Here is a 20,401-nt window from a genome sequence, read left to right as displayed (position 1 = left end):
GCCTGACAGATACCCCAGATGACGGCAGGGTCACGGGGCCGGTGGGACCACCGCGACCGGGCACCTGGCCTCGCGCAGCGCGGTCTGGGTCACCGGTCCCAGCAGCAGGCAGGCGGGTGACTCGTTGCCGCGGCTCCCCAGCACGAGGAGCGTCGCGTCCTGGGCCGTCTCGATCAGCGCGCGCTGGGGCCGCTCGGCCACGAAGGCTGTCATGACCGGCACCTCAGGGTGCCTGCGGGCCAGCTCCGACGCGACCTCGCGGAAGCGGGCCTCCGCCCCCCTGCGCAGCGCGTGCGAATCCACGAAGGGCAGCGGATCCTGCCAGGCCGACGAGCCGCACTCGGTCCAGCAGCAGAGTGCCTGCACCGTGCCGCCGCGCAGGGCGGCCTCGTCCAGGGCGAAGTCGAAGGCCGCCAGGCTCGGGGGCGAGCCGTCGAGCCCGACCACGATCCGGACCTCCGGGCTGCTCGGCGGCGGGACGGGCCGTACGATGACGACCGGCCGCGCGCTGTGCGCGGGCACCTGCACGGCGGCCGACCCCACCTGCAAGCTGTCGAACCCGCCCTGCCCGCGGGATCCGAGCACCGTCAGCTCCGCGTCGCGCCCGGCCTCCAGGATCACCGCCGCCGGCGTGCCCTTGCCGAGCAGTTGCAGGACATTCACGTCGGGAGCCAGCTCCCGGGCACGGCGGACGCCCTCCTCCACGACGGTCAGGGCGACGTGCTCGATCTGCGCCATGATCTCGTGGGTGACGGGCCGGAAGGCGTAGGGCCAGTGCAGGGCATGGCAGACCAGCACCGGCAGCCCTCGGATGCGCGCCGCGTCGAGCGCCCAGCTCAGCGCCTGGTGGCTCCCCGGCGAGTCGTCGTAGCCGACCAGTACGGGCCGACCGGCGTATCCATCGCTCATCGCCGCCTCCGGAGAAGTTCTGTGTCCTTCGTCAGCGCCGTCAGCCGCACGGCGGTGACCTTGTATTCAGGGCAGGAGGTCACGGTGTCCGCCCGGTCGGAGGTGAGGGCGTTGACCCCGCTGGAGGGGAAGTGGAAAGCGCAGAAGACCTGGCCCGGAGCCACGTCGTCGCTGAGGCGGGCGATCAGGGAGGCGCTGCCGTGGCGGCTCTCCACCCTGACCCGGTCGCCGTCGCGCAGGCCGTGCCGGGCCGCGTCGTCCGGATGGACGTCGAGCCGGTCGACGGGGTCGAGCCGCAGATTGTCCGTACGACGGGTCATCCCGCCGGAGTTGTAGTGCGCCCAGCGCCGTCCGGTGACCAGGACCAGAGGGTAACGGTCGTCGGGCTGCTCGCCCGGCGGCAGATAGGGCGCGGCGCTGAGGTGGGCGAGCCCGTCGGGGGTCGCGAACCGTTCCCGGTAGAGCGAGGACTCGCCGGGCCGGTCGGGGTCCGGGCACGGCCAGCAGACCGCGCCTTCGCGGTCGAGCCGTACGTGCGACAGCCCCGCGAAGGCGGGGACCAGGCGGGCGCACTCGTCCAGAGCGTCAGCCGGGGTGGGGCACCCCAGGTCGGCGCCGAGCGTCGCGGCGAGCGCGTGGATGACCTCGAAATCGGTGAGCACCCCTTCCGGCGGGCGGAGGGCGGCGCGCACCCGCTGGAAGCGGCGGTCGAAGTTGACGAAGGTGCCTTCCTTCTCCAGCCAGGACGCGACCGGGAACACGACGTCGGCCCTGCGGGCGGTCTCGGACAGGAACAGCTCGCTGCAGACGACGAGCGGGCAGGCGTCGAGCGCCTCGGCGACGAGGGTGCTGTCGGGATCGGTGGCGCAGACGTCCTCCCCGATGACCCACAGCGCGCGGAGCTCTCCCGACCGGGCGGCGGCGAACATCTGCGGGATGCGCAGCCCCGGCCGCGGGGGAACCGGGGCGCCCCACACCTCCTCGGCCCTGGCCCGCGCGGCGGGGTCGGTCACCTTCCCGTACCCGGGCAGGAGGTCCGGCAGCGCGCCCATGTCGGAAGCGCCCTGGACGTTGTTCTGGCCGCGCAGCGGGTTCACCCCGAAGCCGCGGCCGGTCCCGACCGCTCCGCGCAGGATCGCGAGGTTGGACAGGGTGCGCACGCCGTCGGTGCCGTGCAGGTGCTCGGTGACGCCCAGCCCGTAGACGATCGCCGGCCGCTCCGCCCGGCCGAAGAGGCGGGCGGCCGCGACGATGTCGCCGGCGGGGACGCCGGTGACGGCGGCGGCCCGCTCCGGCGAGTAGTCCTCCAGCAGCGCGGTGAGCTCGGGCAGGCCGCTCGCCCGGCGGCGCAGGAACTCCTCGTCGACCAGGCCCTCGGCGAGCATGACGTGGGCCAGCCCGTGGAAGAGCGCGACGTTGGTGCCGGGCCGGGGCCGCAGGTGCACGTCGGCGTAGCGGGCCAGGCCGACCGCCCGGGGGTCCGCCACGACGAGCCGCGCCCCGCGCAGGATCCGCTGGAGCAGCCGCGCGCCGACCACCGGATGCGCCTCGGCCGGGTTGGCGCCCACCAGCAGCAGGCAGTCCGCGGTCTCCACGTCGTCGAAGCTGTCGGTGCCGCCGGACAGGCCGAACGTCGCGGTCAGCCCGGCGGCCGAGGGGGAGTGGCACAGCCTTGAGCAGTTGTCGACGTTGCTGGTGCCGATCACGACCCGCATGAACTTCTGGAGCAGGTAGTTCTCCTCGTTGGTCGCCCTGGCCGAGGAGATCGCCGCCACCGCGCCGGGGCCGCCCGCGGCGACCGCGGCCCGTAGCCCCCGGGCGACGTGGTCGAGCGCCTCGCGCCAGCTCGCCGGCCGCAGCCGGCCGGCGCGGCGCAGCAGCGGCCCGGTGAGACGCTCGGGCGAGCGGAGGAAGCCGTGGGCGAACCGTCCTTTGACGCACGCGTGCCCGCGGTTGACCGGGCCGTCGTGGGCGGGCGACGCCGCGATCACCTCGCCGTCGCGCGTGAGCACGTCCAGCGAGCAGCCCACCCCGCAGTAGCCGCACGTGGTGCGGGTGCGGGCCGCCTCCGGCGCTCGGCCGCCGCCGGGCAGGCCGGGCTCGGTGAGCGCCCCGGTGGGACAGGTGTCGACGCAGCCGCCGCAGGAGACGCAGTCGGACTCCGCCCACGGCCCTCCCGTGCCGGGCGCCACCACCGTGTCGGAGCCCCGTCCGGTCAGGGTGAGGGCGAAGGTGCCCTGCACCTCGGCGCACATGCGCACGCACCGGCCGCAGGCGATGCACAGGTCGCGGTCGAGGTGGACGTACGGGTGGCTGTCGTCACGTCCCCGGCCGCCGGTTCCCCGGGCCAGGTCCGGGGCTATCCCCAGCGAGTGACAGAGTGTGGCCAGCTCGCTGCCGCCGTCGAGAGCGTACGGCGGCAGCGCCGAGACGATCAGCTCGACCGCCTCGCGGCGCGACGTCCGCAGATCCTCGGCGGCGACCTCGATGCGGGCGCCGTCGGCGGCCGGAGTGACGCAGGCGGCCACCACCGAGCCGCCGGATCTGACCAGGCAGGTGCGGCAGGAGCCCACCGAGGTCAGCCGGTCGTCGTCGCACAACGTGGGCAGCTCGCCGCCGGCCGCGCGCACGGCGTCGAGCATCGAGGCGCCGTCCGCCACGTGCGCGGTCACCCCGTCGACCAGAACCCTCACCGGTCCCACCCCGCCAGCCGGTCGCCGTAGGCGCGGGCGAGGCTGCGCACCGCCGCCGGCACGCGACGTCCGAAAGCACACAGGCTGGCCTCGCCCATGACGCGCAGCAGCCGCGCGTACTCGTCGCCCGCCCGCGCGGCGGTCCGGGCGATCTCCAGACCCCGGCGGGACCCCACCCGGCACGGCGAGCACGCCCCGCAGCTCTCCGCGGCGGCGAACTCCCACACGTGCCGCAGCACGTCCTCGGGCTCGACGTGCTGGTCGAAGGCGACGAGCCCGGCGTGTCCGAGCGCCGCGCCGCGACCGGCCAGGGCCGCCTCCGACAGCGGCACGTCGAGTTCGCCGGCGGCGAGGAAGCCGCCGAGAGGCCCGCCGACCTGCACCACGGCCAGCTCCGAGCCCTCGCGCAGGCCGCCGCCCAGCTCCTCGACGATCGCGAGCACGGACGTGCCGAGTTCGACCTCGTAGCAGCCCGGCCGGGCGAACCGCTCGGACAGGCAGACCAGCTTCGTGCCTGTCTCCGAGGACGTGCCGCGCGCGGCGTAGGCGTCTCCGCCCCGCTGGACGATCCACGGGACCGCGGCCAGCGTCTCCACGTTGTTCACCACGGTCGGGGCGTCCCACAGGCCCTGCCTGGTCGGGTACGGCGGGCGCGGCCGGGCGCAGCCACGCCCGCCTTCGAGCCCCGCGACGAGGGCGGTCTCCTCGCCCGCGACATAGGAGCCCGCGCCCTCGGCCACCTCGATGTCGAGATCGACGCCGGTGCCGTGGATCCGCCGTCCCAGATGCCCGTCGGCGCGTGCCCGCTCCACCGCGGCCCGCATGCGGGCCAGCGCCCGCGGATACTCCGACCGGACCAGCACCACGCCGCGGCGGCCTCCGGCCGCGTGACAAGCCAGCGCCAGCCCTTCCAGCACCCGTCCCGGATCGGCCTCCATCAGCAGCCGGTCGGCGTACGAGCCCGGGTCGCCCTCGTCGCCGTTGGCCACCACCACGGTGTCGGGCGAGCCCTGGGCGGCGGCCCACTTGGCGGCCACCGGGAAGCCGGCTCCTCCGCGCCCGCGCAGCCCGGAGGCCGCCACCTCGGCGAGGACCCGGTCCGGGGCGAGCGTCCGCACCACGCGGGGCCACACCTCCCAGGGATCCTCTCTCCCGACGACGCCGGCCAGCACCACCGGAGCGCCGGTGGCGTCGGCGGCGGGTATCGGGGGAGCGTGGGCCCGCGCGCGGCCGGAGAGCTGGGCGGCCGGATCCGGGCCGGTGCACGGCGTGTCGCCGTCGAGGCAGGCCGGGCTCGCGTAGCAGTAGCCGAGGCACCGGACGCTCTGCAGCGAGACCCGCGCCTGCGCGTCCACGTGGTCCGCCGCGACGCCGAGCGCCTCCTCCACCTCCTGGACGTGGCGGCCCGACCCGGCCGCGAAGCAGGCGGCGGCGGTGCAGACCCGGACGTGACGGCGACCGCGGGGAGCGGCCAGATCGGCGTAGAAGGTGGCCGGTCCGAGCCCCGCCGCGGCCGGCAGGCCGAGTCGCCGGGCCACTTCGGGCGCCCGCTCCTCGGCGGATCCTTGTCCGGCTCTCGCCGCCTCGGACAGGGAATCCAGCATCCGCGGACGCCCGCGACGCTCGGCCAGCGCGCGAAAAGCGTCGAATCTGCTGGTTGAACCCACATTCCCATCATGAACCCGTGCCGGTGACTGTCCTACGAAGGCGCTGGTCATCATTGGGCAAGGGCACATTCACGGAACCGCCGCGAGGCCGATCACAGCGGCTGGGCCTCCCGGCGGCGCAGCAGCCACCGGCGGATCTCGTCGGCGCCCCAGACGATCAACGGGAACGGGGCGACGAAGGCGAGCATGTCCATTGTCAGGGCGGCGGTGCCCAGCAGCGCCTGGAACGGCGGGGTGTAGATGAGCACGGCGGCCAGGGCCAGCTCGAAGGCGATGCCCCACAGCAGCAGGGGGTTGGAGGTGACGCCGACCGAGCGCAGGGAGGCGCGTTCGGTGCGGGCCGCGAACGCGGTGCCGATCTGGCACGTGATCATGCCGAGGAAGGTCATGGTGGTCGCCTGCCGGTAGGCGTGGTGCAGCGGGCTCCCGGGACCGGTCGGATCGCCCGGGTGCCAACCGGCTTTCAGGAGTACGTAGAAGAACCCGGACATGGACAGGACGGCGCAGATCACGCCGAGGAACAGCCAGGCGCGCAGCAGCATCGAGGTGCGGATCACGCTCTCCGAGCGCTCGCGCGGCGGGCGCCGCATGAGACCGGGCTCGGCGGGTTCGCGGCCGAGCGCGAGCGCGGGCAGGGTCTCGGTGCCGACGTCGAAGGCGAGCAGCTGCAGCACCGTGAGCGGGAGCGGGACGGCCCCGCCCGCCAGGGCGAACACCAGAAACGGGACGATCTCGGGGGTGGTGTGGGCGAAGATGTAACAGATGAACTTGCGGATGTTGTCGTAGACCTGCCGGCCTGACCTGATGGCGGCCACGATGGTGGCGAAGTTGTCGTCGGTGAGCACCATCGTGGCGGCTTCCTTGGCCACGTCGGTGCCCGAACGCCCCATGGCGACGCCGATGTCGGCGCGGCGCAGCGCCGGCGCGTCGTTGACTCCGTCGCCGGTCATCGCCACCACGTGCCCCTCGGCGCGCAGCGCGTCGGCGATCCGCAGCTTGGCCTCGGGCGAGCTGCGCGCGAAGATCAGCTGACGGTGCTCGCGCAGCAGCGCGTCGAGGTCGTGCTCGCTCATGGCGTCGAGCCGCTCGCCGGTGACGACCACCGGGTGCTCGCCGGCGATGCCCACCTGCTGGGCGATCGCCGCCGCGGTCAGCGCGTGGTCACCGGTGACCACGATGATGCGGATGCCGGCGGCGTGGCAGTACGCGACGGCCTCGGCGACTTCGGCCCGCGGCGGGTCGTGCATCGCCACCAGGCCCAGCAGGGTCAGTTCGCGTTCGGCGTCCGCACGCTCCTGGGGCGCGGGCCGTGCCGGATCGAGGCGGCGTGCGGCCAGGGCGAGCACGCGCAGGCCCCGGCGGGCGTGGGCGTCCACGACCTGTTCGACGTCGTGGCGCCGGGCCGCGGTGAGAGGCCGGACCTCGCCGCCTTCCATGATCGCGGTGCAGAGCGGCAGGACCGTCTCGGGAGCTCCCTTGGTGTCCACCCACGTGCCGCCGTCACGTTCGTCGACGGTCGACATCCGCTTCAGCACCGGGTCGAAGTGGAACAGGCGCAGCCGCCCGCCGGTCCGGCCGGGTGCGCCGAGCCGGTCGGCGGCGGCGAGCATCGCCATCTCGGTCGGGTCGCCCGTCAGGGTCCCGGCGAGGTCGCGCTGGGCGTTGTTGCACGCCACCATGACGGAGAGCAGCCCTCCGAGCGCCGGGTCTCGGGCGTCCCCGGCCGCCGGGCCGTCCTCCGGCTCGTAGGTCCCGGCGGCGGTCCAGATCACGGTGACGCGCATGCGGTTCTCCGTGAGCGTGCCCGTCTTGTCGGTGCAGATCACCCCCGTCGCCCCCAGCGTCTCCACCGCGCTCAGCCGCTTGACCACCGCTCCCCGCCGCGCCAGGTCGCGCACGCCCAGGGCCAGCGCCAGGGTGATCACCGGCAGCAGGCCCTCCGGCACGTTGCCCACCAGCAGCCCCACGGCGAACACCGCGGCCTCCGGCACCGGCAGGTGCGCGCCGAAGGTCGCCAGCGGGACGAAGGCCGCCCCGGTGACCACCGCGATCGCCGCGATCAGCCACGCCACCTTGCGGACCTGCCGCTCCAGCGGGCTCTCCTCGCGCTGGACGCGTTCCGACAGCGCCGCGATCCGCCCCAGCTCGGTCCGCATCCCGGTGGCGAACACCACGGCCCGCGCCCGGCCCTCGGTGCACATCGTCCCGGAGAACACCAGGTCGCGAGCCCGCAGCAGGCTCACCCCGGTATCGAGCAGCTCCGCGGACCGGAAGACCGGCATGGCCTCGCCGGTCAGCATCGACAGGTCGATCTCGACGCCGCCCTCGACCAACCGGGCGTCCGCCGAGATCCGGTCCCCCTCGTCGATCACCAGGACGTCGCCGGGCACCAGCTCGGCGGCGGGCACCACTGCCGGACGCCCGTCGCGCAGCACTTTCGCCTGCACCGGCAGGTACGCGGCCAGCGCCTCGACCGCCCGCTCGGCCTGCAACTCCTGGACGAACGCGAACGCCGCGTTGATGACGATCACCACCACGATCGCCACCGCCACCGGGATGATCCCCGCCACCCACGCCAGAGCCGCGGCCGCCCAGAGCAGCAGCGCCAGCGGGTGGGTGAACTGCCGCACCAGCTCCCCAGGCCACCGATGACCACCACGGCGGTGGAGCTCGTTCGGGCCGTACTGGACCAGCCGCCGCGCCGCCTCCCGCGAGGTCAGACCGGACCGGGCGCTGCGCAGATCACGCAGCAGCAGCTCCAGCCGCTCAGTCGGATCGACCTCCCGGCCCTGGGCTGGCTGCTCCGCCTGGCTCATCGATCACATCCCCCGCACTGGATCACCTTCCTGCCCGGCTCCCTCCAGGGGCCCGCGAAGATGGGTTGATACCCAGAACGTGCGTGGCGGGGGTCTGGAGAAGGCAATCCGCGGGGCGGCCCTTGGGACGGAATCAACCGCATCAACCTGGGGAGATACGGAGAGGGGCAGCACGGTGGCCGGCTGAAGGGGAGGGCGTGTCATGGCGGGAAAGATCATGGCCGGAGTGGACGGTTCCGTACCGGCGACCGCGGCCGTCGAGTGGGCGGCCGCCGACGCGCACCGCCGCGGGCGCTCGCTCCACCTCGTGCACGTGCACGAGCACTGGCCGCTCGTCCTGGACGAGGCCGAGTCGCGGTACGGCGCCGATGCGCTGCGGGCCGCCGCCGCCCGGGCACACGAGGTGGCGTCGGACGTGGAGGTGACCACGGAGGTGCGGAGCGGCAACGTCGTCGAGCAGCTGATCACCGAGTCGGCCTCGGCCGAGTGCGTGGTCCTGGGCAGCCGGGGACGGGGCGGCTTCGCCGCGATGTTGCTCGGCTCGGTCAGCGCGGCCGTGGCGGGATACGCCGCCGTGCCCGTCGTCGTCGTGCGCGGCAGGGCCGAGGCGACGTACGGGCGGGTCGTGGTCGGCTACGACGGCTCGAAGTGCTCCCGGACGGCGATGAGGTACGCCATCGAGCAGGCGCGCGCCCGCCGGGCCCGTGTCCACGCGGTGTTCGCCTGGCAGGTGCCGATGTCCGTGCCGTACGCCGCCGCCTACGTCGGTGTCCTGGACAGCGCCTTCGAGGAGCAGCAGCGCAAGGCCCGCGAAGCGGTGACGCCGTGGCGGGAGGAGAACCCGGACGTCGAGATCACCGACGAGCAGGTGTGCGAGCATCCCGTCGCGGCCCTCATGAAGGCCTCGGCCACGGCCGATCTGGTCGTGGTGGGCTCGCGTGGCATGGGCGGCTTCGCCTCGGCCGTGCTCGGCTCGGTGAGCCGCGGCGTGCTGAACCACGTCACCTGCCCGGTGGCGGTCGTCCGGCCCTCGGCGGCGGACGACAGGTGACACGGCCGGTCACAGCTGCTGACCGGTCTTCGGGTCGTACTGCACCTCCACCGCCACCACCTGGTCGGTGGGCAGCACCTCGACCCACTGGTCGAAGACCTCGTACGGCTTCGCCGGGCGGAAGCCGCCGGCGAGGGGGTCGAAACCGGTCTCGAAGACCTCCTCCGCGGCGAGGGGTTGCCGATGAGCGTGTTGGACTGCTGCAACTGGGACGCGAGGATGTCCAGGACTTCTCCCACCTTCTTGCCCTGATAGGCCGGGGGGTCGCCTTCCTGGAACTCGTACGGGAGGTCGAGTGCCGCCTCTCCCTCGACGTTCGCCTGCCGGAGCCACTCCAGTGCGGCGATCTCGCGTCCGGGCCGTACGGGCAGGACCGCCTTGGCCCACGCGGCGTTGAGGAACTCGTTGCGGCGGGCGTCGCCGTCGATCTGGATCAGCCAGCCGAGTGAGCTCCCCAGGGGCGCGGGCTGTGTCTGCTCGGTGATGAGGTAGTCGACCCGCCACTCGTCGGTGGCGTGGCCGCCCGGATCGATCGCGTTGGTGCGGTCGGTGTGGGAGTACCAGCCCGGGGCCACGAAGTACAGCATCTCGTCCACGTCGAAGATCTGCCGGAGCAGCTCCGACCCCAGATACTGGTTCTCGAACAGCTCGAACGGCTTGAGCTTGTGGATCAGGCTGCCGTAGATCACCTGGCGTTCCTCGCTGCGCAGGTCCTGCGACGGCCGCGGGCGTTCTCCGACGCGGCGCTCAGGCCGAGCCCCTACGACGCGCACCACACGGTGCCCGCCATCGCCTTCGGGCACGCCGCGCGGTTCGCCCTTCCCTGACTCCGGTGGCAGTCAGCGGACGGCTTCGGGCACGGGCTCGCGGTGCAGGATGCGGTCCAGCCGGGCGGCGGCGTAACCGAGGACCGACAGCGCGGTCACGACGAGCAGGTCTCCGGCGGCGAGGGGTTCGGTGCTGAGCAGGTCGCGGAGCAGCGGCACATACAGGCCGGCGAGCTGCAGCAGCAGCGCTCCGGCCACGGCGACCAGCAGCGCCGGGTTGGCGAGGGAGCCGGGGCGCGCGCGGGACCCGAGCGCGACGCCGAGTTGGACGGCGCCCAGGGTGAAGAACGCCATGCTCTGCCAGGGACGTCCGGTGTGCAGGGCCCAGACGGCGACGCCGAGCGTGACGACGGTCAGGACGACCGCGATGCGGATCACCCGCTGCCACAGGCCCGCGCCGAGGATACTCTGGTCCGGCGGGCGCGGCGGGCGGCGCATCGCGGCCGGTTCGGCGGGCTCGCCGCCGAGCGCGACGCCGGGCAGGCCGTGGGTGAGCAGGTTGACCCAGAGGATCTGGGCGGGCAGCAGCGGCAGCGCGAGCCCGAACGCCGGGCCGATCAGCATGACGGCGATCTCGGTGGCGCCACCGGACAGGCCGTAGACCAGGAAGCGGCGGATGTTGGCGTAGACGCGGCGGCCCTCGTCGACGGCGGCGACCACGGTGTCCAGGTCGTCGTCGGCCAGGACCAGATCCGCGGCCTGGCGGGCGACCTCGGTGCCGCGTCCCCCCATGGCGACGCCGATGTCGGCGCGGCGCAGGGCGGGGCCGTCGTTGACGCCGTCGCCGGTCATCGCGACCACCTCGCCGTCCGCCCGCATGTCCTCGATGAGGGCGAGCTTCTGCTCGGGGGTGGCGCGCGCGTACACGGAGGCGCCGGAGTGTCCGTCGGAGGTGGCGAGGGCGCGGCAGTCGACGACCGGCTCGCCAGGGCCGATGATGCCGAGTTCGGTGGCGATGGCGCCGGCGGTGCCCGGATGGTCGCCGGTGATCAGGATCGGCCGGATGCCGGCGCGGCGGCAGGCGGCCATGGTGCCGGCGGCGGCCCGGCGGGGCGGGTCGAGGATGGCGACCAGGCCGAGGAGCCGCAGCCCTTCCTCCGGCACCTCCTCGGGGATGCCGGGCAGGTCGGCCTCGGCCACGGCCAGGACCCGGTAACCCTCGAGGGCGAGGCGCGCCGCCTCGGCGGCGGCGTCGTCCAGGAGCGCACGGTCGTCGGCGAGGGCCGGCGCGCGCAGCAGCACCTCAGGCGCGCCCTTGCAGATCACCTTCGACCGGCCCTCGGGCAGCCGGTGCAGGGTGCTCATCCGCTTGCGGACGCTGTCGAAGGGCCGTTCGGCGAGGCGGGGGTAACGGCGGTTCAGCTCGCCGCGGTCCAGGCCGAACTTGGTGGCCGCGGTCAGCAGCGCGGCCTCGGTCGGGTCGCCCAGGGCCCGCCACTCCTCGCCGTCGCCCCGTATCAGCCGCGCGTCGTTGCACAGCGCGGCGGCCGTCAGCAGGCCGGCGAACGCCTCGGGCGCCGCGTCGCCCTCGACCTCCCCGTCCGGCCCGTAGCCGGTCCCGGTGAGCGCCGCGCGCGCGGCGGGTGTCCACAGCCGGCGCACGACCATCTGTCCCTCGGTGAGGGTGCCGGTCTTGTCGGTGGCCAGGACGGTGACCGAGCCGAGCGTCTCGACGGCGTGCAGGCGGCGTACGAGGGCGCGCCGCGCGGCCATCCGCCGGGCACCCAGCGCCAGGCTGAGAGTGACCACGGCGGGCAGCGACTCCGGCACGGCCGCCACCACCAGGCTGATCGCGGTGATCACCATCAGCTCCAGCGGCTGCCCGCGCACCAGGCCCAGCGCCCCGACCACCACGCACAGGAACACCGTCGCCCCGGCCAGCAGCCGCCCCACCCCGACCAGCCGCCGCTGCAGGGGCGTCAGCCCGGCCGCCGCCACCATCAACGCCGCGATCCGCCCGGTCGCGCTGGCCGCGCCGGTCGCGCTCACCTCGCCCCGGCCGCGCCCGCGCAGCACCACTGTGCCCGCGGCGATCTCGTCACCGGGGTTCTTGTCCACCGGCACCGACTCGCCGGTCAGCGCGGACTCGTCGATCAGCAGGGCCGCGGCCTCTCCCAGGCGGGCGTCGGCCGGGACGATGTCGCCTTCGGCCAGCACCAGCACGTCGCCCTGGACGACCTCGGCCGCGGGCACCTCCCGCTGGGCGCCGTCCCTGACGACCCGGGCCGTGGGCGCGGTGAGCGTGGACAGCGCGGTTATGGCCCTGTCGGCGCGCACCTCCTGGGTCACGCCGACGCCGGTGTTGACGACGATCACCAGGAGGATGACGGTCATGTCCGTCCAGTCGCCGGTGAACGCGGTCAGCGCGGTGGCCACCAGCAGCACGACGATCAGCGGGTCACGGAGCTGCCCGGCCACCCGCCGCCACAGCGGCGTGGGCGGCTTGGCGGGCAGCAGGTTGGGCCCGTCGCGGTCCAGCCGTACGGCCGCCTCCTCCGACGTCAGCCCCGGTGATGCCAGCGTCATCGGTTCACCCATCTCTCCCGGCTCGCACGACCTCTCCCTCATCTTCGCTGGTCACAGTCGGGTGGCCAGGGCCGAAGGTCACACAGTCCGGCCTCGATGACCTATTCCCAGGACCCCCGGGACCTACGTGCCCGAGCCCGATTTGCGGAGAAGGGTACCCCTAGGGGTATGCTGCGGGCATGGAGCTGAACGAGAGCATGGTGGGCGACGCGCTGACTCGACTGAAGCGGGCGCACGGCCAGCTCGCCGGGGTGATCGCGATGATCGAGGCGGGGGAGGACTGCACGAAGGTGCTCACCCAGCTCGCCGCCGTTTCCAAGGCGCTCGACCGCGCCGGGTTCAAGATCGTCGCCTCCGGTCTGCGGCACTGCCAGGACGCGCAGAACCGCGGCGACCAGCCGCCCATGAGCGTGGCGGAGCTGGAGAAGCTCTTCCTCGCCCTCGCCTGAGACCCGCGGCCACGTCGTGGCCGCGTTTTTCTGACTCTCCTATACCCCCAGGGGTATTTGATGGGAATGGACGCACGATGGACATCACCTCTTTCCGGACGCCCGGCCTGGGCGACCAGACCTACCTGCTGACGTACGAGGGCAAGGGCGTCCTCGTCGACCCGCAGCGCGACATCGGCCGCTTCCTGGACGCCGCCGCCGAGCGCGACGTCGAGCTGCGGTTCGTGCTGGAAACCCACATCCACAACGACTACGTCTCCGGCGGCGAGCAGGCCGCGCTGCGCACCGGCGCCGAGCTGGTGCTGCCGGCCGCCGCGACGCCCGCCTACCGGCACACGCCCGCCTTCCACCTGGAGGACATCGACGGCGGCGCCGGCCTGACCCTCCGGCCGATCCACACGCCCGGCCACACGCCCGAGCACACCAGCTACCTGGTGCTCGTCGACGGCGAGCCGGTGGCGCTCTTCTCCGGCGGCAGCCTGCTGGTCGCCTCGGCGGGCCGGCCCGACCTGCTCGGCCCCGAGCGCGCCCGCTCCCTGGCCCGCCTGCAGCACGGCTCGCTGCACCGCCTGGCCGCGCTGCCCCCCGGCGTCGGGCTGTACCCGACCCATGGCGAGGGCTCGTTCTGCACCGCCAGCGGCGCCGGCCGGTTGACGTCCACCATCGGAGCCGAGCGCGAGGGCAACCCGATGCTGGCCATCGACGACCCGGAGGAGTTCGCCGACGCCATGCTCACCGCTCCCATGCCCATCCCGGCCTTCTACCGGCACATGGGCCCGGCCAACACGCTCGGCGCCCCGCCCATGCCGGCCGTGCGCGTCCCCGAGCTCGACGCCGCGCCGGAGGGCTCCCACGTCGTGGACATCCGCCCGCGCGGGGTGCAGGCCCGCGGCATGCTGCCCGGCTCGGCCGGCATCGAGCTGGACGAGGACTTCGGCAGCTGGACCGGCTGGCTGCTGCCGTACGCCGAGCCGATCACGCTGGTCGCCGAGCCCGGCCAGGACGTCACCGAAGCCGTCACGCAGCTCGCCCAGATCGGCATCGACACCGTGCGGGGCGTCGTCCGGCATCCCGGCCCGGACGCCACGCAGACCTACGAGCTCGCCGGGCTCGACGTCTTCGTCAAGCGGCTCGCCCAGCCGCGCGCGCAGCTGCTGGATGTCCGGATGCCCAGCGAGCGGGAGCAGGTCCGGCTGCCGGGCACGGTGGAGCGCTTCCTGCCCGACCTGTTCGTCCAGGGCGTGCCCGCCGAGCTCGACCCGGAGCGACCCGTACTCGTCGCCTGCGCCTCCGGGCGCCGCGCGGCCATCGCCGCCGGCTTCCTCGCCGGCCGGGGATACCGGCCGGTCGCGCTCAACGGCGCGGGCATCGCCGAGGTCGCCGACGCCCTCCGCCAGCACCACACCGCCTGACAACCTTCCCAGGAGAGAACCTTCGTGTCCCACATCGACACCGCCACCGCCCGCGCACTGATCACGACCGACCCCGGCGTCCTCGTCGTGGACGTCCGCACCCCGTCCGAGTTCGAGTCCGCCCACATCGACGGCGCCGTCAACCTGCCGCTCGACCAGGTGGACGCCCACCTGCGACGCATCGTCCAGGACGCCGGCGGCCGCATGGTGCTCGTCTGCCAGTCCGGCGGCCGGGCCGAGCGGGCCCGCAAAGCGCTCAGCGAGGCCGGACTGCCCGGCGTGGCGGTGCTGGACGGCGGCATGAACGCCTGGATCGCCTCCGGAGCACCCGTCAACCGCGGCCGGCCGCGCTGGCCGCTGGAGCGGCAGGTCCGGCTCGTCGCCGGGAGCATCGTGCTCGTCTCGGCCGTGACCAGCCTGTGGGTCCCGGCCGCCGTGTTCGTCGCCGCGTTCGTCGGCGCGGGCCTGACGGTCGCGGCGCTCACCGACACCTGCGCCATGGGCATGCTGCTGGCCAAGCTGCCCTACAACCGCGCCGGCGAGGTGGACGTCGAAGCCGCCGTCGCCCGTCTGCGCGGGCCTTCGGCCCCTTGACCAGGCGCTTTCTCATGTCCTTTACATACCCCCGGGGGTATCTGTGATCGCCTTGACTCTCGCCGCCGCCGTCGTGGTGGGCATGACGCTCGGACTCTTCGGCGGCGGAGGGTCCATCCTCACCGTTCCCCTGCTGGTCTACCTGGCAGGTGTGCCGGTCAAGCAGGCCATCGCCATGTCGCTGTTCGTCGTGGCCGTCACCAGCGCCGTCAGCGCCGCCGGCCACGCCAGGGCCGGGCGCGTCCGCTGGCGCACCGGGCTGATCTTCGGCGCCGCGGGCATGGCGGGCGCGTACGGGGGCGGCCTGATCGGCCCGCACCTGCCCGAGACGCTGCTCATGGTGGCCTTCGCGGCCATGATGCTCGCCACCGCCGTGGCCATGATCCGTGGCCGTCGTGTCACCCGTGCGGTCCCGCGAGAGCTGCCCGTCCCGCACGTGGTCGCCGAAGGCGCCGTGGTCGGCCTGGTGACCGGGCTCGTCGGCGCGGGCGGCGGCTTCCTGGTCGTGCCCGCGCTGGTGCTGCTCGGCGGCCTGCCCATGGGCGCGGCGGTGGGCACCTCACTGGTCGTCATCGCCATGAAGTCGCTGGCCGGCCTGGCCGGATACCTGCACTCCACGCCCGTCGACTGGTCCCTGGCGCTGTGGGTGACCGCGGCGGCCGTGGCCGGCGGGCTCGTCGGCGGCGCCCTCGCGGGCCGCCTCGACGCCGACCGGCTGCGCAGCGGGTTCGGCTGGTTCGTCCTGGTGACGGGCGTCGTCGTCCTCGTCCAGCAGGCGCCGCTGTAGGCGGATGGAGCACCCTGGCGCCGGCGCCGGGTGGCTGCTTCTATAGAGACGAAACCCCTGGTACGGCGACCGTATCCGCTCGGGTCGGCCGGATAATATAGCCGATCGGGGTGTCGTGCGGGACGCTGCACGTCTAGGATCTTCAGCGCGACACGCGCCGGGGGAGCCGAGACGAGAGGTGGTGCGATGGGCGCCAGGGCGGCAGAGGCGGGGCGGCCGCAGCTCAGCGACGACGCCGCCGCCTACGTGCGAAGCATGATCATGTCGGGGCAGTGGCGCCCGGGCGACTCCGTCCGGCCTGAGGCGGTTGGCCAAGCGCTGAGCATCTCCGCCACCCCGGCCCGCGAGGCGCTGCACGTGCTGCGCGTGGAGGGCTTCCTGGAGCTGCTGCCCCGGCGTGGGTTCCAGGTGGCGCGGCTGACGGGGCAGGACATCCGCGACCTGTTCGAGGCGCACGCGCTGATCTCGGGGGAGCTGGCCGCCCGGGCGGCGGTCCGGGCGACCCCTGACGAGCTCGACGAGCTCGACGCCCTGCATCACGAGCTGCTCGCGGCGGCGTACCGTAAGGACCTGGCGCTGCTGGAGGAGAAGAACCACGCCTTCCACCGCCTGATCAACCTGGTCGCGGACGCCCGCAAGATCACGTGGGTGCTGACCCTGACCGGGCGGTACATCCCCACCCGCTTCTACTCGGAGATCGAGGGGTGGCCGCAGGCCACCCTGCACGACCATTCGAAGATCCTGGAGGGCCTGCGCGCCCGGGACGCGGAGGCGGCGCGGGCGGCGATGCACGATCACATCGCCAACGCCGGGGATCTGCTGGCCAGGCAGTTCGACAAGCGCGCGGCGGGCGAGCAGGACCCCGCCTAGCCCGTTCATGGAGCCAGGTGTCGGCCGGGCTCTATAGAGTTTCGCGCCCTCGTGTGTGGGCGGAACTCCTGCTCGGCAACGAGATTCATGAGACATCTGGTGATTTGAGCATAAATAATATATTTTATATCGGGACGAAAGGGGAGACGTGCTGCCACTTACAGGGATCACCGTGGTCGCGCTCGAACACGCGGTTGCCGCGCCGTTCGCGACGCGCCAGCTCGCCGACCTCGGCGCCCGGGTGATCAAGATCGAGCGGCCCGGCTCCGGCGACTTCGCCCGGCGCTACGACGAGTCGATCAACGGACAGTCCAGCTATTTCGTCTGGCTCAACCGTTCCAAGGAGTCGGTGACGCTGGACGTGAAGTCGCCGCGCGGCCGGGAGATCCTGCACGAGCTGGTCGGCCGGTCCGACGTGCTGGTGCAGAACCTCGGGCCGGGCGCGGCCGACCGGCTCGGCCTGTCGGCCGCCGCCGTGCGGGCACGGGACCCCCGCAAGATCGTGCTCGGCATCACCGGGTGGGGCAGCGACGGCCCGTGGGCCGGCCGCAAGGCGTACGACCTGCTCGCCCAGTGCGAGGCCGGCCTGGTCTCGCTCACCGGGTCGGCGGACGAGCCCGCCCGGGTCGGCATCTCGGTCGCCGACATCGCCGCCGGGATGTACGGCTTCAGCGCCGTCCTCGCCGCCCTCTACCAGCGGCGGCTCACGGGCGAGGGCGCCACCCTGGAGGTCTCGCTGTTCGAGGCCCTGGCCGAGTGGATGGGCCAGCCGGCCTACTACACCGCCGGGAGCGGCCGCCAGCAACCGCGCGCGGGCGCCCGGCACGCCACCATCGCCCCGTACGGGCCGTTCACCGCCGGAGACGGGCGCACGGTCCTGATCTCGATCCAGAACGAGACCGAGTGGGTGCGGTTCTGCGCGGAGTTCCTCGGCGCGCCCGAGCTCGCCACCGACCCGCGCTTCGCCACCAACACGCTGCGCGTGGCCAACCGCGACACCCTGGAGGCGATCGTGGACGCCCGCTTCGCCGCTTTCGGCGCGGCCGAGGCCTCCGCCCTGCTCGACCGCGCCGGGATCGCGAACGCCGGCGTCAACACGGTCGGCGACTTCCTGGACCACCCGGTGCTGCGGGAGCGCAAGCGGTGGCGGGACGTCGACACCCCCGGCGGCGCCATCCGCGCGCTGCTCCCCCCGATCTCCCTCGGCGACGAGGAGCCGCGGATGGACCCGGTGCCGGCCGTCGGCGAGCACACCGCCGCCGTCCTCGCCGAGCTGGGCCGCTCACCGGGAGAGATCGCCGGCCTGGCCGACGAGAAGATCATCTGACGCGGGGCGGCACCGCGAGATCAGCGAAGGAGTACCGATGACGTTGAACGCCGAAGAGACGGCCATGGTCGAGGCGGTGCGCGACTTCGTCGACCGCGAGGTACGGCCGGTCGCGAGGGAGCTGGAGCACGCCAACGCCTATCCGGGCGAGCTCATCGACCAGATGAAGCGGATGGGCGTCTACGGTCTCGCCATCCCCGAGCCGTACGGCGACGTCCAGGTCTCCACCCCGTGCTTCGCGATGATCACCGAAGAGCTGGCACGCGGATGGATGAGCCTCGCCGGGGCCATGGGCGGGCACACCGTGGTGGCCAGGCTCATCCTCGCGTACGGCACCCAGGAGCAGAAGGACCGCTACCTGCCGCGGATGGCGACGGGCGAGCTGCGCGCCACGATGGCGCTCACCGAGCCCGGCGGCGGCTCCGACCTGCAGGCGATGCGCACCGTGGCCAGGCGCGACGGCGACGGGTACGTGATCGACGGCACCAAGACCTGGATCAGCAACGCCCGCATGTCGGGTCTGGTGGCGCTGCTGTGCAAGACCGACCCCGCGGCCGAGCCCCGGCACCGCGGCATCTCCGTCCTGCTGGTGGAGAAGGTGCCGGGGGTCACCGTCACCGCCGACCTGCCCAAGCTCGGCTACAAGGGCGTGGAGAGCTGTGAGGTGGTCTTCGACGGCGCGCGGGTCCCGGCGGACGCGCTGCTCGGCGGCGTGGAGGGCGCCGGGTTCACGCAGATGATGCGCGGCCTGGAGATCGGCCGCATCCAGGTGGCGGCGCGGGCGACAGGGGTGGCCAGGGCCGCGTTCGACGACGCGCTCGCCTACGCCCAGCAGCGGGAGTCGTTCGGCAGGCCGATCTGGCGGCACCAGGCCGTCGGCAACCACCTCGCCGAGATGGGCACCAAGCTGACCGCCGCCCGCCGGCTGCTGCTGTACGCGGCCGAGCGCTACGACTCGGGTGAGCGCAGCGACATGGAGGCGGGCATGGCGAAGCTGTTCTGCTCGGAGGTCGCGATGGAGATCGCCCTCAACGCGATCCGGGTGCACGGCGGCTACGGCTACTCCACCGAGTTCGACGTCGAGCGCTACTTCCGCGACGCCCCGCTGATGATCGTGGGCGAGGGCACCAACGAGATCCAGCGCGACGTCATCGCCCGGCAACTCGTCGAGCGCGGCGGCCTGCCCTTCTGACGGCGGCGCCGTACGGGCCGGGTAACGCCGGACCGTCATCCGGCGCACGCCGGGATAACGCCGCGCTCGTAGCCTCCCGGCATGGCTGAAGCTTTCATCATCGATGCCGTCCGTACCCCGGTGACCAAGCGGGGCGGGCCGCTGAGCACCGTCCATCCCGCCGACCTCGGCGCCCACAGCATCCGCGCCCTGGTCGAGCGGACCGGGATCGACCCGGGACTCGTCGACGACGTCGTGTTCGGCAACGTGGACTCGGTGGGTCCGCAGTCGTTCGACATCGCCCGCACCTGCTGGCTCGCGGCGGGGTTCCCGCTGCACGTGCCGGGGGTGACGATCGACCGGCAGTGCGGATCGGCCCAGCAGGCCGTGCACTTCGCCGCGCAGGCCGTGATGAGCGGCACGATGGACCTCGTCGTCGCCGGCGGCGTGCAGAACATGAGCATGGTGCCGCTGATGTCGGCGGCGAACGCGGGCCGCGCGCTCGGCTTCGACGACCCGTTCTCCACCTCGCCGGCGTGGACCGGCCGGTTCGGGGACGGCGAGGTCAGCCAGTTCCGTGGCGCGGAGATGATGGCCACCCACTGGGACATCTCCCGCGAGCAGATGGAGGAGTTCGCCGTCGAGTCGCACGAGCGGGCGCTGCGGGCGAACGCTGACAAGCTCTTCGAACCGGAGATCGCGCCGCTCGACGGCGTCGGCGCCGACGACGGCCCGCGCGAGCCGAACTGGGAGAAGATCAGGTCGCTGCCCACGCTGCTGCCCGGCGGGCGCATCACCGCGGCCTGCGCGAGCCAGATCAGCGACGGCTCCGCGGCCCTGCTGATCGCCGGCGAGCGCGCGGTGAAGCACCTCGGGCTGACCCCCCGGGCGCGCATCCACCACATGAGCGTGATGGCCGACGATCCGATCATGATGCTGTCCGCCCCGATCCCCGCGACGGAGCGGGCGCTGCGGCGGGCCAAGATGACGCCGGACGACATCGACGCCGTCGAGATCAACGAGGCGTTCGCCCCCGTGGTGCTCGCCTGGCTGAAGGAGACCGGCTTCGACCCGGCCAGGGTCAACCCCAACGGCGGGGCGATCGCGCTGGGCCACCCGCTCGGCGCGACCGGCGCGCGGCTGATGACGACGCTGCTCAACCACCTGGAGCGCACCGGCGGCCGCTACGGCCTGCAGACGATGTGCGAGGGCGGCGGCCAGGCCAACGTCACCATCATCGAACGCCTCTGAGGCAGAGCGAGGAACGAAACGGCCGGGCCGGCGGGATCACCGCCGGCCCGG

The 20,401-nt window shown here is 73.5% G+C and carries 15 protein-coding genes; 10 read left to right on the top strand and 5 right to left on the bottom strand.

Features of this window, described 5'->3' with window-relative positions; genetic code table 11:
• Positions 1–30: 30 nt before the first annotated feature.
• The 4 genes from ABD999_RS11640 to ABD999_RS11625 form a co-directional block, all read right to left on the bottom strand.
• Entirely contained in the window at positions 31–909 is an 879-nt protein-coding gene (locus ABD999_RS11640; RefSeq protein WP_148030927.1) for a universal stress protein, read from the bottom strand.
• A complete protein-coding gene (gene fdhF, locus ABD999_RS11635; protein ID WP_271275127.1) occupies positions 906–3,602 on the bottom strand; it encodes a formate dehydrogenase subunit alpha in 2,697 nt (898 codons plus the stop codon). The genes ABD999_RS11640 and fdhF overlap by 4 nt, the downstream gene beginning before the upstream one ends.
• On the bottom strand, positions 3,599–5,206 hold the full coding sequence (locus ABD999_RS11630) for an NAD(P)H-dependent oxidoreductase subunit E (RefSeq protein ID WP_271275128.1): 1,608 nt from the start codon (positions 5,204–5,206) through the stop codon (positions 3,599–3,601). Before ABD999_RS11630 ends, fdhF begins: the two co-directional genes overlap by 4 nt.
• Before the next feature lie 155 nt (positions 5,207–5,361).
• Positions 5,362–8,085 carry a cation-translocating P-type ATPase gene (locus tag ABD999_RS11625; protein WP_271275129.1) on the bottom strand — a complete coding sequence of 908 codons (2,724 nt, stop codon included), beginning with the start codon at positions 8,083–8,085 and terminating at the stop codon, positions 5,362–5,364.
• A 202-nt stretch (positions 8,086–8,287) separates the two neighbouring features.
• Here ABD999_RS11625 and ABD999_RS11620 point away from each other — a divergent pair, with 202 nt between their 5' ends.
• Both ABD999_RS11620 and ABD999_RS11615 read left to right on the top strand, forming a co-directional pair.
• The gene (locus tag ABD999_RS11620) at positions 8,288–9,136 is read left to right on the top strand and encodes a universal stress protein (RefSeq protein ID WP_271275130.1); all 849 of its coding nucleotides are present in this window, start codon (positions 8,288–8,290) and stop codon (positions 9,134–9,136) included.
• A 515-nt stretch (positions 9,137–9,651) separates the two neighbouring features.
• Positions 9,652–9,963 (top strand): hypothetical protein, encoded by a 312-nt coding sequence (locus ABD999_RS11615; RefSeq protein WP_148030932.1) that lies wholly within the window; start codon positions 9,652–9,654, stop codon positions 9,961–9,963.
• A gap of 12 nt (positions 9,964–9,975) precedes the next feature.
• Here the strand turns inward: ABD999_RS11615 and ABD999_RS11610 are convergent, their stop codons facing one another.
• The gene (locus tag ABD999_RS11610; protein WP_271275131.1) at positions 9,976–12,489 is read right to left on the bottom strand and encodes a cation-translocating P-type ATPase; all 2,514 of its coding nucleotides are present in this window, start codon (positions 12,487–12,489) and stop codon (positions 9,976–9,978) included.
• Positions 12,490–12,668: 179 nt separating this feature from the next.
• Between ABD999_RS11610 and ABD999_RS11605 the strand changes: the two genes are divergently transcribed.
• The 8 genes from ABD999_RS11605 to ABD999_RS11570 all read left to right on the top strand — a co-directional run bounded on the left by ABD999_RS11605 (position 12,669) and on the right by ABD999_RS11570 (position 20,350).
• Complete coding sequence (locus tag ABD999_RS11605; RefSeq protein ID WP_148030934.1) at positions 12,669–12,938, top strand: metal-sensitive transcriptional regulator; 270 nt, start codon at positions 12,669–12,671, stop codon at positions 12,936–12,938.
• 77 nt (positions 12,939–13,015) lie between these two features.
• Positions 13,016–14,350: an MBL fold metallo-hydrolase gene (locus ABD999_RS11600; protein ID WP_271280315.1), complete on the top strand. Its 1,335-nt coding sequence runs from the start codon at positions 13,016–13,018 to the stop codon at positions 14,348–14,350.
• A gap of 24 nt (positions 14,351–14,374) precedes the next feature.
• On the top strand, positions 14,375–14,944 hold the full coding sequence (locus tag ABD999_RS11595; protein WP_271280314.1) for a rhodanese-like domain-containing protein: 570 nt from the start codon (positions 14,375–14,377) through the stop codon (positions 14,942–14,944).
• Between the two features lie 43 nt (positions 14,945–14,987).
• Positions 14,988–15,731 carry a sulfite exporter TauE/SafE family protein gene (locus ABD999_RS11590; RefSeq protein WP_271280313.1) on the top strand — a complete coding sequence of 248 codons (744 nt, stop codon included), beginning with the start codon at positions 14,988–14,990 and terminating at the stop codon, positions 15,729–15,731.
• 186 nt (positions 15,732–15,917) lie between these two features.
• Positions 15,918–16,601, top strand: a complete 684-nt coding sequence (locus ABD999_RS11585) for a GntR family transcriptional regulator (RefSeq protein WP_148030938.1) — start codon at positions 15,918–15,920, stop codon at positions 16,599–16,601.
• Between the two features lie 148 nt (positions 16,602–16,749).
• Positions 16,750–17,928 (top strand): CaiB/BaiF CoA transferase family protein, encoded by a 1,179-nt coding sequence (locus ABD999_RS11580; RefSeq protein WP_271280312.1) that lies wholly within the window; start codon positions 16,750–16,752, stop codon positions 17,926–17,928.
• Positions 17,929–17,965: 37 nt separating this feature from the next.
• Positions 17,966–19,120, top strand: coding sequence for an acyl-CoA dehydrogenase family protein (locus ABD999_RS11575; RefSeq protein WP_219547145.1), 1,155 nt, complete (start codon positions 17,966–17,968; stop codon positions 19,118–19,120).
• An 81-nt stretch (positions 19,121–19,201) separates the two neighbouring features.
• Entirely contained in the window at positions 19,202–20,350 is a 1,149-nt protein-coding gene (locus tag ABD999_RS11570) for an acetyl-CoA C-acetyltransferase (RefSeq protein WP_148030941.1), read from the top strand.
• The last annotated feature ends 51 nt before the right edge of the window (positions 20,351–20,401 follow it).

Origin of the sequence: Nonomuraea ferruginea (genome assembly GCF_039540635.1) — a bacterium.
Classification (GTDB): Bacteria; Actinomycetota; Actinomycetes; order Streptosporangiales; family Streptosporangiaceae; genus Nonomuraea; species Nonomuraea ferruginea.
The sequence above is the reverse complement of the archived record's forward strand: the minus strand, read 5'-3'. Positions and strand labels throughout refer to the sequence as shown.

Coding starts and splice junctions, on each gene's coding strand:
- ABD999_RS11640 (WP_148030927.1), bottom strand. CDS start 909: ATGAGCGATGGATACGCCGGTCGGCCCGTACTGGTCGGCTACGACGAC.
- ABD999_RS11630 (WP_271275128.1), bottom strand. CDS start 5,206: ATGCTGGATTCCCTGTCCGAGGCGGCGAGAGCCGGACAAGGATCCGCC.
- ABD999_RS11625 (WP_271275129.1), bottom strand. CDS start 8,085: ATGAGCCAGGCGGAGCAGCCAGCCCAGGGCCGGGAGGTCGATCCGACT.
- ABD999_RS11620 (WP_271275130.1), top strand. CDS start 8,288: ATGGCGGGAAAGATCATGGCCGGAGTGGACGGTTCCGTACCGGCGACC.
- ABD999_RS11610 (WP_271275131.1), bottom strand. CDS start 12,489: ATGACGCTGGCATCACCGGGGCTGACGTCGGAGGAGGCGGCCGTACGG.
- ABD999_RS11605 (WP_148030934.1), top strand. CDS start 12,669: ATGGAGCTGAACGAGAGCATGGTGGGCGACGCGCTGACTCGACTGAAG.
- ABD999_RS11600 (WP_271280315.1), top strand. CDS start 13,016: ATGGACATCACCTCTTTCCGGACGCCCGGCCTGGGCGACCAGACCTAC.
- ABD999_RS11585 (WP_148030938.1), top strand. CDS start 15,918: ATGGGCGCCAGGGCGGCAGAGGCGGGGCGGCCGCAGCTCAGCGACGAC.
- ABD999_RS11575 (WP_219547145.1), top strand. CDS start 17,966: ATGACGTTGAACGCCGAAGAGACGGCCATGGTCGAGGCGGTGCGCGAC.
- ABD999_RS11570 (WP_148030941.1), top strand. CDS start 19,202: ATGGCTGAAGCTTTCATCATCGATGCCGTCCGTACCCCGGTGACCAAG.